Origin of the sequence: Fictibacillus nanhaiensis (assembly GCF_023715445.1) — a bacterium.
GTDB lineage: Bacteria > Bacillota > Bacilli > Bacillales > Fictibacillaceae > Fictibacillus > Fictibacillus nanhaiensis_D.
Genome location: NZ_JAMBOD010000009.1, coordinates 139552 through 151772, shown reverse-complemented (window position 1 = coordinate 151772; position 12221 = coordinate 139552). Strand labels below are relative to the sequence as shown.

Annotated in this window: 14 protein-coding genes; 2 read left to right on the top strand and 12 right to left on the bottom strand. The window is 37.5% G+C overall.

All coding sequences use genetic code 11. From position 1 onward, the window contains the following. Positions 1–338: 338 nt before the first annotated feature. The 4 genes from M3196_RS18990 to M3196_RS18975 form a co-directional block, all read right to left on the bottom strand. On the bottom strand, positions 339–1100 hold the full coding sequence (locus M3196_RS18990; protein ID WP_251323911.1) for a hypothetical protein: 762 nt from the start codon (positions 1098–1100) through the stop codon (positions 339–341). An 802-nt stretch (positions 1101–1902) separates the two neighbouring features. Then, entirely contained in the window at positions 1903–3045 is a 1143-nt protein-coding gene (locus M3196_RS18985) for a thermonuclease family protein (RefSeq protein WP_251323910.1), read from the bottom strand. A gap of 14 nt (positions 3046–3059) precedes the next feature. Then, entirely contained in the window at positions 3060–3812 is a 753-nt protein-coding gene (locus M3196_RS18980) for a hypothetical protein (protein WP_251323909.1), read from the bottom strand. Positions 3813–4136: 324 nt separating this feature from the next. Next, entirely contained in the window at positions 4137–4928 is a 792-nt protein-coding gene (locus M3196_RS18975; protein ID WP_251323908.1) for a DUF2935 domain-containing protein, read from the bottom strand. A gap of 204 nt (positions 4929–5132) precedes the next feature. Between M3196_RS18975 and M3196_RS18970 the strand changes: the two genes are divergently transcribed. Beyond that, entirely contained in the window at positions 5133–5471 is a 339-nt protein-coding gene (locus tag M3196_RS18970; protein WP_251323907.1) for a hypothetical protein, read from the top strand. 72 nt (positions 5472–5543) lie between these two features. On the opposite strand, the gene M3196_RS18965 is transcribed toward M3196_RS18970, so the two are convergent. The 6 genes from M3196_RS18965 to M3196_RS18940 all read right to left on the bottom strand — a co-directional run bounded on the left by M3196_RS18965 (position 5544) and on the right by M3196_RS18940 (position 10190). Continuing rightward, complete coding sequence (locus tag M3196_RS18965; protein WP_251323906.1) at positions 5544–7004, bottom strand: protein adenylyltransferase SelO; 1461 nt, start codon at positions 7002–7004, stop codon at positions 5544–5546. Between the two features lie 247 nt (positions 7005–7251). Continuing rightward, positions 7252–7740 (bottom strand): DinB family protein, encoded by a 489-nt coding sequence (locus M3196_RS18960; RefSeq protein WP_251323905.1) that lies wholly within the window; start codon positions 7738–7740, stop codon positions 7252–7254. A gap of 232 nt (positions 7741–7972) precedes the next feature. Next, the gene (locus tag M3196_RS18955; protein ID WP_251323904.1) at positions 7973–8344 is read right to left on the bottom strand and encodes a VOC family protein; all 372 of its coding nucleotides are present in this window, start codon (positions 8342–8344) and stop codon (positions 7973–7975) included. An 83-nt stretch (positions 8345–8427) separates the two neighbouring features. Further along, positions 8428–9033, bottom strand: a complete 606-nt coding sequence (locus M3196_RS18950; protein ID WP_251323903.1) for a DedA family protein — start codon at positions 9031–9033, stop codon at positions 8428–8430. 294 nt (positions 9034–9327) lie between these two features. Beyond that, on the bottom strand, positions 9328–9729 hold the full coding sequence (locus M3196_RS18945) for a hypothetical protein (protein ID WP_251323902.1): 402 nt from the start codon (positions 9727–9729) through the stop codon (positions 9328–9330). 116 nt (positions 9730–9845) lie between these two features. Next, complete coding sequence (locus M3196_RS18940) at positions 9846–10190, bottom strand: VOC family protein (protein WP_251323901.1); 345 nt, start codon at positions 10188–10190, stop codon at positions 9846–9848. Between the two features lie 95 nt (positions 10191–10285). Between M3196_RS18940 and M3196_RS18935 the strand changes: the two genes are divergently transcribed. After that, on the top strand, positions 10286–10795 hold the full coding sequence (locus tag M3196_RS18935; protein ID WP_251323900.1) for a TetR/AcrR family transcriptional regulator: 510 nt from the start codon (positions 10286–10288) through the stop codon (positions 10793–10795). Positions 10796–11250: 455 nt separating this feature from the next. On the opposite strand, the gene M3196_RS18930 is transcribed toward M3196_RS18935, so the two are convergent. Both M3196_RS18930 and M3196_RS18925 read right to left on the bottom strand, forming a co-directional pair. Then, complete coding sequence (locus M3196_RS18930; protein ID WP_251323899.1) at positions 11251–11595, bottom strand: n-acetylglutamate synthase; 345 nt, start codon at positions 11593–11595, stop codon at positions 11251–11253. Positions 11596–11701: 106 nt separating this feature from the next. Next, the gene (locus tag M3196_RS18925; RefSeq protein WP_251323898.1) at positions 11702–12178 is read right to left on the bottom strand and encodes a DUF5662 family protein; all 477 of its coding nucleotides are present in this window, start codon (positions 12176–12178) and stop codon (positions 11702–11704) included. Between the last annotated feature and the right edge of the window lie 43 nt (positions 12179–12221).

Genomic DNA, 12221 nt, shown 5'->3' with positions numbered 1-12221 from the left:
GCTTCAAAAACTCGTTCCATGGTCAACAGATCTACCCGAATCATGTTATTTAGCTAATCATAAGGAATAACAAAAGTTTAAATGATCCACACCTTGAAAAGCAGGTGTGGATCATTTTACGCTTACACTCGTTTCACTCAAACCAGGCCTCGTTTCGCTCAAACGGCATAGAGTTCCACGCGAAAACCTCTCATTTTCGCTCAAAAAAGGAAATTCCACCTGTAAATCACACTTTAGAAGCGTACAGATAAACAAAAAATATAAAAGCTGACCGCAAAAGGGCTTATTTCATGTCCTTTTTGAGTCAGCCTCATTTCAAATTCATGATTTCAAATATGTTAAGTGATTTGTTTATATTTTGTTAAAGCATCAAACAAAAAGTCTTTGCTGTAGTTTGATTTTTCATGAATGACCTTAACCCAATGCTCAATTGATTCTGTTTGATCTTCCGGATGCAAGCCATCACTCGCACTGAGAAAACTCTCCCAGTTATAAAATTCCCAGTGAGCCACTTCAGATTGGTATGGGATTCTGCACTCAAATAGAGGATAAGGATGTATGTGATTTTGCGAAAACTCTGCTGCCTGCATAAAGTCAATCATCTCAATGGGCTTCAGATCGAACGTTTGGGAAGATTGTTTCCCGTTTGGCCGATGATAGAGGATTTCGATAAAGTCCTCTTTTTCGGGTTGAACTTGAATCTTTGCACCTGGAAAGAACCCAGACAGCTTATCGTTCGTGAAATCTTCTGCACCGGTATCCACCAAGATCGAGCTTAACCATTGGTCTCCAAGATCACACAAATACCGCTTACCATTCTCGTCTAGAGCAATAACCGCAACATGTGCTTTTTCCGTGTTAAACTTTGAACCGATCGGATAGGCCTTCACCCCATCTTTTTTGAATTCATCCAGCAGCCAAAGGGCCAAATCAAAACAGTTCCCGGTAATACCGTATTGCTGCAGATGCTCTTTCATCTGGGAAACGTCTCTTTGTTTCTTCTGAGTTCCTTGGTCAAAATACCAAGCCTTCGTCAGTGTTTCCATCGGAAAACTATCAAACTTCTTCCATGTATGTAGAATGCTTTTTGTTGGTAACATGTTTATCCACCGTCCCCAAATGATAAGTTTTCTTCCTGTTCGAATAAGTAAATTTGCGGTGTTTCTGTTAAATCAACCCTAAACGCCATGAAGAAAAGAGTAAAAAAGAAACAATGAAAAGAATTACAACATATAGTTTTCTTTTCACCTATACAGTCCTCTCCAGCTTCAACTCAAAGTCTGGTTTTGTTACATATTCTTTATAGTGAACTTGGACTTTTCTATTCTAATCGTCATTAAATCGGGTACGTATAGCTTCTTTTGTAATGAAATCTAGTACCTTATCTTTTGCTACCCAGCGGCTATCCGTCGTTTCTTCTTCTGTAGTACTCAATTCTCCCCCAACTGGTTTACAAACAAATTGGCTCGTCTTTTATAGAATATGCAATCAAATAGCAAACAGGTGTACCGTTTAACGTGCTGATGAAAACGTCTTTATGTTCAGCTTCAATCGAGTTATGTAACGTTCTTTAAACGTCGGAATCGACAGGTTCAGCTTCCAAAAAGGTGCAATATGAGGATAATGCATCCATTCATAAAGCATCTCAAAGTCCCGGTTAAAATCAACCTTCCGGAAGGTAAAACGCTTCTCAGCTGCTTCTTCTCAAACTATAAATTCAGTTTCGTCTATGACCCTATTCAACAGTTTCTCCCCCAATTCATAAATGATAATGATTATCAATTTCATCTATATTGATTATATGAATGAAGAATCCTGCTGTCAACTAACCTTTAGTCCTATGCATCATAAAAAAACTCGAGTCATGTAGACCCGAGCTTTTTTCTATTATTCTATTTAATTTTATCTCTCACAAGCAAAGTTATCTTTATCTCGATCGTGTTTTGATGCGTATGCTGGATGGGTTGATGGTACTCCATTCGGGTAAACTTTGCGTAGCTCTGTACAGTTTTGATAGTATTCCACTTTAGGTGCTGGTGCAGGAGTTGGTGCTGGCGCTGCTGGCTTAGGTGTTGAAGTAGATGAGCTAGGTTTAGATGTACTTGTTTTAGGAGCACTTGTTGATGCTGTTGTCGTACTCTTCTTAGGATCTAGATCACCTTTCGTCGTACCATTATTTCCATACGCCCATAAACCAGTATTATTAGCTCTGGCTTCACGTGCAAACTTAACAAAAGAGTCGCTGTACTTCACATCCGGAGAATAGGTTGAAGGCTCAGCATATCCATTCAAAACAAGTTTAGCATTGAACATTTTCGCACGGATTTCATCTTCGCTCATATCATTAGTCGGAATATCTAGCCAGATAATTCGTAAGTAACGATTGTAGCGGTCTGTATCTGATACATCTTTTTGCATCCATACTTTCTTTCCTTTTAATTGTTCAGAAGTATAGTTGCTTGCTTCTTTTCCATACTCTTCATGTCTTGTTGTAGACTCTGGTGTATTGACACCCACAAGACGTATCTTTCTTCCATCTGATAATTCCAAAGTGTCTCCATCAACGGCACGATAAACCGTAACAGCTTCTAAATTGAATTTATTAGCAAGTTCTTTTTGTTCTTTTGCTTTTGCTTCTGCAGCTGCTTTAGCCTGTGCTTCTTCTTCAGCTTTAGCTTTTGCTTCTTCTTTCTTTTTAGCTTCAGCTGCCTCTTTTTCTTCTGCTTCCTTTTTAGCCTTAGCTTCTTGCTTTTCTTTTTCTTTCTTCTCTTCTTTATTTGCTAACTGTGTGTTTGAATCTATTTCCTTAGCAGTCTCCTGAACTGGCTCGGCATAGACACTTGTCAGGATCACGGTAAGAATTAAACCTATAGCTATAAACCAACCAGGTTTTGAGAAAGTAAGATTCCCTTTTCTTTTTTGTGCACTTTGATACAAACCAAATGCTACGATTAATGTCCCAATCAAAGCAACTGGAGTAACGATAGCCATAAATAATGTAAATAAAATAGCAAGAATTGCTAATATCAATCTTATAATCTTCAATTTAAATACCTCTTTTAGTTTAATATTTTCTTTTTTTCTGTAAAGAATTCTTCTTCCGTCAAAATCCCTTTTTCTTTTAACTCGGCAAGATGTTCTAGCTGTTTGTATTTTTCATTAGGATCTAATCCTGTAGCAGTGGCTTTTGCTCTCGGTTTTGTGTTTGGTTTATTTCTGAACTCTACGATCTTTTCATTAACTGCTCTTAAGAAGTATTTAAAATTGTCATCATCGATGATATCATCGAATTTTTTTCTTCCGCGTCCATAATCAATATATAATTCTTTAGATACAAAACCATCTCTAGCCAAAGACATACCTTTCATTTTTGAGTAATCGAACTCTTCAATGTATTGATTGTTTCCTCTTACAAAAGCAAAGATTAACTTTTCTTCAGAAGCTATTAAGATTCCTTTGATTTCACGCTTCTTTGTTTTGTCATATTCGGCTTGGATTACTCCTAATACTTTTTCATCACGACGCAAAAGGTGTCTATCTACATATTCAAACGTCTCAACATTAGCAGTATAAGTCAGTTTTTTACCCATACCTGGATTAGAACCGAAAAAACGTTCAACCTTCTTTAGTTCAGCTGCTTTTCTTCTTTCTTTTTCTATGCGCTTAGCTTCCCGTTTTCTGTCTTGTTCTTCTTTTAAACGTTTTGCCTCTTCCTCACGCCGCTTTTTCTTCTCTTGTTGCTCCCTCTCCCTTTCATTTTTGTCTTCAGGGGATAATTCTGTTTGACCGATGATTTTCTTCCAAAAACTCATCTTCCATCCTCCCTAAAATATATTCATTTAATATTTTTGTAATATAGTAGTAACAAAACAGTTAAATAATAACATAATAACTAATGAATGAAAAGAATTATTTTGGTAAAATTTTCTCTTTTGTTCTAAATCTATAACAAGCGAAAAACACTAAAAAAGCTCGAATCTTGGTGACTCGAGCTTTCTAAATGTATTAATTAATCAAACTGCAAATATTCTAAGATATTGCCGAAAGGATCACGAAAGCTAATAAATTTTCTGGAGGACATGCTGTTAACTCTTCAATTCATGTTCCGGATATGTTTGTTTGGGAATGAATTTTATTTACCTCTGGCTAGTTAGATTGGACTCAAATAAATCTATGATTTCTAAAAATCTTTCTGCTTCTCTAAAGGTATGGTCTGCTAATAGAGGATGGATATTGCTCTTAATACGGCATGCTTCTATTAGCTCTCTTGCTGTCTTCTTAAAATCTCTTAGAGAGACAACGGACACTTTATTTTGGTCTAAAAATTGGCTTAGTAACGGTTTAGTTTCAGATTGTGGCTTCATAGATTCCAAATCAATCGCTTGAAAAAGAAGCTGGTCAAAATCATGACTGAACTCTCTCGCCTGTTCTACCAGCTTTCTTTCAGAAGGATCTAATAGATGTCCGATAAACTTCGCGTGATCAGCCATGATTCTTAAAAAGAATACATTTTCCTCAATTACATCATCGGGTTTAGGTGCTAATATCCCTTCATTCAGTTCTTTTAATCGATTGGCAAAATATGCAGCTTCTCTGCTTATATGGTCAACTAATAACGGAAAATTGTTTGTACGGATCTGACAGCGTAAAGTGAGACCTAAAACCTTTCGTTTATAGCTCCATATGGCAACTACTGCTTGGTAGACCTCGGAATTAAAAGCCTGGACTTGACGTAAATCTGAATTCACTGTAAATCTAGATAACTTTTCTTCTACTTTTTCAAACAAAGTTATAAATTGCCGTGCTTCATCGATTAATTGTTTCTGTTCATAAGTAAATCCCAAGCTTAAAAACAAAGCATGTTCCTTCATTATCCTGGACCAGAATCTAATTTCATCTAATGACCTAGCAACAATCGGATCCGCCATTGTATCCCCTCGCTATCGTAATCATTTTCTCTCTTCTAATGTATTGTTCATTTCATATAAAAATGCCCATTTGTTCCCCATCGATTTAAACAACTTCCTTTTTGAGGCATTTGGACTCGCACCATTTATCAAATAGTCGGATATAATGATTTTGTTTCAATCTAAGTTTGTTAAAAGGAGTGCGATTCAATGGATGAAAGAAATATGCAAGACCAATGTAAAAAACATATAGGCAGCCATATGTTACTTGAAACCACGGACGGACAAACGATTGATGGCATTATAGAAAGTACGGATGACCAGGGTGTAACGATGATGGTTGCCGAAGAGATGAATGCAGAAGAACGACAGTTTATTAGTCCAGGTGGATTTGATGGCGATGATGATTATGATGACAGAAGACGCCCGAGATTTAGAAGATTTCGTCGAAGAAGATTTCCGTTTCCCTTTATTAGAAGATTATTCTATTACCCATACTACTATCCGTATTATCCATATTACTACCCGCCAGCTTACACTCCTCCTTATGTATATCCTTATTAAAACTGAAAAAGTAAAGAAGCTTGGATCTCTAGTGAAGTGACCCAAGCTTTTTCTATGGTTTCTACATGGATATCATGTGCCGCAAAAGGTTCTGTAAGGACCTTCTGTTTCCGGAGGTAATTTGCAGTATTCTACTTGTTCAGGTGAATATGCGTAAGGGTTGGAAAGAACATTCAGAAGTTTCTTCATCACGCTGTAATCTTCTTCTTTCACTGCGGCTTCTAATGCCTCTTCTACCCTATGGTTACGTGGGATTACCGCTGGATTGCTGTTACGCATCAATTCATCTGAGGACTCTTTTGATTCTCCCTGCCGGCCTCTTCTTTCCTGCCATTTAGCATGCCACTCCGCAAATTCAGGAGAATTAAACAGTTGGTTATCTTCTTTTTTATCAAGGGTTAGAGCTTTGAATGTGTTTGTATAGTCAGCGGAATGATTCTTCATCAGATTAAGAAGGTCTTTAATAAGTGATTCATCTTCTTTCTCTTCATGAAATAAGCCTAGTTTCACTCTCATACCTACAAGCCAATGGCTGTTAAATTGATCACCAAAATCTGATATAGCATCTTGTGCCAATTCAATTGCTTTCTCTTGATCAACATGAAACAGCGGCAATAGCGTTTCAGCAAACCTTGCAAGATTCCAGCCCGCGATACTCGGCTGATTGCCATACGCATAACGGCCCTGAACGTCAATGGAACTGAACACTGTTGCAGGATCATACGTATCCATGAATGCACATGGACCATAATCAATGGTTTCCCCGCTGATCGTCATGTTGTCGGTGTTCATCACACCGTGGATAAAGCCGGCCAGCTGCCACTTAGCAATAAGAGAAGACTGACGCTTGATGACTTCTTTATAGAAGGAAAGATATTTATTTTCATCCTCTTTTACATCTGGATAGTGGCGTTCGATGGCATAGTCAGCTAAGGCCTGCAGTTCATCCACGCCTCCCCATTGTCTGGCAAACTCAAACGTACCAACACGCAGATGGCTGGAAGCGACACGCGTCATAATAGCACCAGGCAGCTCGGATTCACGGATGATGGACTCACCCGTTGTTACAACTGCCAGACTGCGGGTTGTAGGAATACCAAGCGCATGCATCGCTTCACTGATGATGTATTCTCGCAGCATCGGTCCAAGTGCAGCCCGACCGTCGCCTCCACGAGAGTATGGTGTACGTCCTGAACCTTTAAGCTGAAGATCGAACCGCTCACCTTTTGGAGTGATCTGTTCACCAATCATCAGTGCTCGGCCGTCCCCTAACATCGTGAAGTTACCGAATTGATGACCTGCGTACGCTTGAGCAAGTGACGATCCGCCGTCCGGAATTTCATTGCCAGCGAGTACTTGTAATGCATCATCACCTCGAAGTGCCTCAACGTTCAGTCCAAGCGATTCGGCTAGTGGTTCATTCAAAATCACTAACGTTGGCTCACGGACCGGGTTAGGACTAATGATTGAATAAAACTTGCTAGGCAGATTGGCATAGCTGTTTTCTAGGTTCCATCCCATTTCTTTAGTCATTGGATCTCCTTTCCTGACCTTATTTTTTCTATACATTTAAGAATCATAATTACTTACCTATCTCCACATTAACACATTACAGATTCACTTGAGTCTCATTCTGCCTCACCATTATTCCCTATTTCGATCAAAAATAAAAAACGTCCAGATTTTTGTCTGAACGTTTTCTATATCCTTAACTACCAATCCCTTTAAAAGTAAAAATGAGCTAACACATGCAATGAATGTTAAAAACGAAAAAATTTGTCTAAACTCTGCTTGATATTTGTTCAATCAGATCTGTATCCGGTGGGATATACCCGAGTTGTCTGCCGATCTTTACGATTTGTCCTTTATGATGGAACTCGTGAGTGGTCGTGTGCGTAAACAGCCATAGTGTTGTAAACTCTGCACGGCCCCCACTAGCAAAAGTGACTCGAACATTCTCATCCCATTTGCCTTTAAATTCATTAAGAAATTCATGAACAAGGATATCCGTTTCCTTAAATATCTCGCGCATCTCCTGTACATTGTGAATAGACTCTGGGTTTATTTTGGCCAGTGATTTACCAAGGGCACGATTCCCCAACCATCCCCGATAACAGTCGGCTACATGAGCATGCAAACTGCGAATAGAATCTCCGCCAAAGTTCTCCAGCTCTTTCACATAATCTGATGGTGACAAGGTTTCGCAATAACGAAACAATGTTTCTCTTGTACGTTGGATCCAGTCATACTGGGTTAAGAATAACTCCATCTTCTCATTCTCCCTTTAAATTAAAATAAGGTTCCCCGTCATTTGCTTCATCTTCTTTATTCTATAGCTACAAGAAATTCCCTTTTACTAGTTAGGTATGACTTCTAGAATCGCTGGTTTGGTTCATAGACTTCACCAGAAAGCCATTTACTCTCAATGACACTGGAAGATAAGAACAAATAAAAAACCAAGCCGCAGCTTGGTTTTTAGTGGATTTCTTATTCTCTTTTTTTTATCTATGCTGGTCTACAAGAATGGGATTGCCATCTGGATCTTCAATAATAAAACTTGCAGGTCCTTCACTGTTTTCATCTGCTTCAGTCAACATTTTAATGCCATTAGCTTTAAGCTCCTTTTGAAGGTCTCTAACGTCCGTAAACGAATCGAGATTTTCGGCATTTTCATTCCATCCGGGATTAAATGTGAGAATGTTCTTTTCAAACATGCCCTGGAAAAGACCGATTACACAGCTTTCATTCTTCATGATCAGCCAATTTTGTGTAATATCCCCTCCAAGAGCTGTAAACCCTAAGTTTTCGTAAAACGTTTTCGAAACATGAATATCTTTTACCGTTAAACTTACAGAGAATGTGCCTAGTTTCATAGTTCCTCCTCTTAATCTATGTTATTTTCTTACATTCAGTATAAATGAAAACGACTCATCTTCCAAAGATATCTTCCATAAGATTACCTCCGGCGCTTTCTAATATAGAGCACAATGAAAACAAGGAATAACACGAACAATACAACATAAATGACTTTTGAATAAACATCCATGTAATGCGCTATAACATCCCATGATTCTCCGAAATAAGCTCCTAAATTGACTAGAACAACGTTCCAAATCAAAGTTCCGAGAGTTGTAAGCAAAAGAAAAACACCCATGTTCATGTTAGACATTCCAGCAGGTATGGATATCAAACTGCGGAGCAGCGGGACAAAACGGCAGAAGAATACGGTCCACGGTCCATAGCGGTCAAACCAGGTATCTGCTTTATGAATGTCCTCTTTTGTCAGACGCAGAACATGCCCCCACCGGTCAATAATCTTCTCCATTCTTTCCACATCCAGCTGGCGGCCTATACCGTATAGCACCAGGGCACCAATGACAGACCCTGCTGTTGCTGATAAAACAACCCCTATGACATGGAGATTAGAGGTTTGTGTCATAAAGCCACCGAACGTTAATATGATTTCAGACGGGATAGGCGGAAAAATATTTTCGAGTGCAATTAATAATAAGATTCCAAGATAGCCGAATTCGTTCATGATACTTGTTAACCAATTTTCCATTATAAACTCCTTCTATTAAACTAAGATATACTTGTAAATCGGGCTCTGTACATGTACGTCTTACTTTGAATAAAGTTTCTATAAAAATATAGTTCCCTAAAGAAGCATAGACGAAAAAAAAGCACCCCAATCAAGATTTAACGGTTTCACTTTTGGAGTTCAATTTGGAAAAAATCAGTATCACTGAACAATAAATAGAACTATAAAAAGCACTGCAATACACAGTACTTTAAATTAACTTTCATATAAATTTTAGTGATTATAATGTAATCAAAAATCTTATTCTAGTAAAAGTTAGATCGGTTCTTCCGTTTCCCTAACCAACATCCACTTTCCATTAATAAGCTGCCAATTTTCAATAGTGAAAAGTCTCGCTATTACTTTATCGTTCTTTTCAATTAATTGCTCATAAAAAACGACTGCATTCTCGTTATCCCTTAGACGAATAACCCTGTTTTCGAACCTCTTTTTAGCTCCTAAAAGTTGCTGAACAGATTGCTTCATTCCATTTACCGCTTCTTCCCTGTTAAATATAATCGGTTTTTCATTTACACCTTTTAAAAAAACTACAAAGTATCTATCATCCATTCTTTCTACAGATGATGTATCACCTGTATTCATTGCTTTGTTCCATTCAGCAATAAATTCATCATGCATTTTAGTGAAATCATCTAATTGAAGAGTCAATTTAACCACCTTTACACCCCACACCCCATTTTTTTACAATACTTACCAGTAGTTCAATAAAAAAGAGCACTTCTCCTTCTTGAAGAAATGCACCCGTTTATTAAATATGTAGAAACTTTTTTCAACTATCTTTTTGACATATCAATTATTCGAATTGGATTCCCTGAATCATCACTGAATATGGCATACCTACCTGGTGGAATATCACTCGGCTCTTTTACAAAGTTGAGAGATGTGTTGTTTTCTTGATAAAATTCGTCGACACTATCGACTAAGAAAACACTTCCTGGTCCGTACGAATGCTCTTCTACATCATCTTCAAGCAGGATTTGGGTATCTGAATTTGTTTTAAATGCCACAGTATGATCCCCTTCTCTCCAAGCCTCTTCCATCCCTAAAACATCACGATAAAAAGATACTGCCTTCTTCATCTCTTTTACAGGTTGAGAATGAAAAACTAACTTCATCATACAACACTCCCATATCCAAATATTAGAAAAACATAAACTATTTACGTAAATCGTAAATCATTTACGGAATGCCGTCAAGATGTTATTATTAAAATATGAAAGCAAATATTCCAATACCAGGAACGATAAGAGAAAGAATATTAAATCAAGCGATAACAGACTTCGGAGCCCACGGTTTTGAAGGAGTGAACGTCCAACAACTCGCTAAGTCAATCGGGGTTACTACTGGTGCACTCTATCATCATTTCGGAAATAAACTAGAGTTGTATCGTATTGTTCGTGAAGAAGTTGAACGAAGAATAATAAGTAGAATGGAGGGTGCTTCTGCGGTCCATGAACAACCAATATTGTCCATAAAAGCCGCAATGATTGTAGGTTTTGATTCTGCTGTAAAATTAAAAGTTTGCACACTTTTAAGTGAACAAGATCCGAGTGACAATAAGGATTTAGCAGCCATTTTGTTTAAAGAAATATTAAATGAAGAAATAGAAGGGATGGAAGTCATTATTTCTGCTTGTTGGCGAGCGTCTTTAAAAAACGTTGCTAAAGGAATGAATAGTGAACAAGCAAAAAAGGTCTTAATTAAGTTATTAGAAAAATTTTAGTTTATAGACAAGCGGCGGGCTAAAAAATATTTTAGTGAGCCTCTGGTCTTTACGGTACGTGTTCTTTTATTTATTACACCTTTGCTCAATAAAGGCGAGTTTTCGCTCAAACGATTGCTCGTTTCACGCAAACCAGGCCCCGTTTCGCTCAAACTGCATGGAGTTTCACGCGAAGACCTCTCATTTTCGCTCCAAAAAGGACATTCTACCTGTAAATAACACATTAGGTGCTTACAGATAATCAGAATTATAAAAGCTGACCGCAAAAGGGCATATTTCATGTCCTTTTGGGTCAGCCTCCTATATAATTTGCCCTTTTTCCCATCAACTAAAGCATCAGTTTGTTGATCTAGCAATTCAAATCATTAGAGACCTACTATTAAACAATAAAAAAATGCATTTCCTCTTGAAGAAATGCATCCGTTATTCAGTAAGGATCTTTGTACTCAACAGTTTTATATCATCACTTCTTCAATAATTGAATTTCCCTCAGTAGCTTCTGAGTCAAGCCATTTCCAATTTTCGTATAACCTAATTCGCCCGTCTGGTAAGATTTTAGGAGTAGAAATACATTGTCCACCTCTAATTTCATTTTTACTGTTTACGTGGTTATACCTAAACTCTAAGCAACCGTCTTGCTTTATTATTCCAACCAATGTTCCTTTTATAATTTCCCCACCACTATATGTTGCTGTAATGATTTGACCCTCTTGTTTATATTCAAAAAAAGTCTTCGAAGAAACTTCTCCGTTAGCTGTATTTTCAATTGAAACAAAGCTACGGCCATTATAATTTATCATTGATTTGCTTCCCCTTTCCCAAATAATAATTTTTACAATCATACCATTTTTTCATTCACTAAACTGCACTTTAGTTCAGCATTAACTGCAAAAAACTAACCTTCAGTTAATTTGATAAAGTATTTTCACGACCTTTAACATCTACCTTGTTCATTATGACCCGAAGTTCCTTCCTTGTTTCAGGATGCAATATGATCTTATCAGTTAAGTCTAAATGAGAAACTTTTACTTTCTTACCCCATTTTCTTGAAAAAGACCTCCAATCGCATACCATTTCAATGAGATATTTTCTAGGCATTGGTAGTCCTTGCTTAGCATTTGGATCAACAACCCAATACTCCCAATGGTGTTTATTTTTATGTTGATGGTTTAGCCAAGCATAGTTCCACTTTAATTGTTCATTGGTACTTAGTTCTCTACCGGAGAAAAACTTTATCGCATAAGGAAAAAATTCGACAGGGGAAAGTTTTGATAGATCGTGAGTGATTCCTTGTAGATAAAGTCCTTCTTTCCAACATTCAACAAGAACATTTAATTTATGATCAAGGATATATAGCAAATTTCTCAAACATGCATTTAACACAAAGATATTCCTCCCGACCCAGAATTATTAGGTTCATATTCTT

Coding starts and splice junctions, on each gene's coding strand:
- M3196_RS18990 (WP_251323911.1), bottom strand. CDS start 1,100: ATGTTACCAACAAAAAGCATTCTACATACATGGAAGAAGTTTGATAGT.
- M3196_RS18980 (WP_251323909.1), bottom strand. CDS start 3,812: ATGAGTTTTTGGAAGAAAATCATCGGTCAAACAGAATTATCCCCTGAA.
- M3196_RS18975 (WP_251323908.1), bottom strand. CDS start 4,928: ATGGCGGATCCGATTGTTGCTAGGTCATTAGATGAAATTAGATTCTGG.
- M3196_RS18970 (WP_251323907.1), top strand. CDS start 5,133: ATGCAAGACCAATGTAAAAAACATATAGGCAGCCATATGTTACTTGAA.
- M3196_RS18965 (WP_251323906.1), bottom strand. CDS start 7,004: ATGACTAAAGAAATGGGATGGAACCTAGAAAACAGCTATGCCAATCTG.
- M3196_RS18960 (WP_251323905.1), bottom strand. CDS start 7,740: ATGGAGTTATTCTTAACCCAGTATGACTGGATCCAACGTACAAGAGAA.
- M3196_RS18955 (WP_251323904.1), bottom strand. CDS start 8,344: ATGAAACTAGGCACATTCTCTGTAAGTTTAACGGTAAAAGATATTCAT.
- M3196_RS18950 (WP_251323903.1), bottom strand. CDS start 9,033: ATGGAAAATTGGTTAACAAGTATCATGAACGAATTCGGCTATCTTGGA.
- M3196_RS18940 (WP_251323901.1), bottom strand. CDS start 10,190: ATGATGAAGTTAGTTTTTCATTCTCAACCTGTAAAAGAGATGAAGAAG.
- M3196_RS18935 (WP_251323900.1), top strand. CDS start 10,286: ATGAAAGCAAATATTCCAATACCAGGAACGATAAGAGAAAGAATATTA.
- M3196_RS18930 (WP_251323899.1), bottom strand. CDS start 11,595: ATGATAAATTATAATGGCCGTAGCTTTGTTTCAATTGAAAATACAGCT.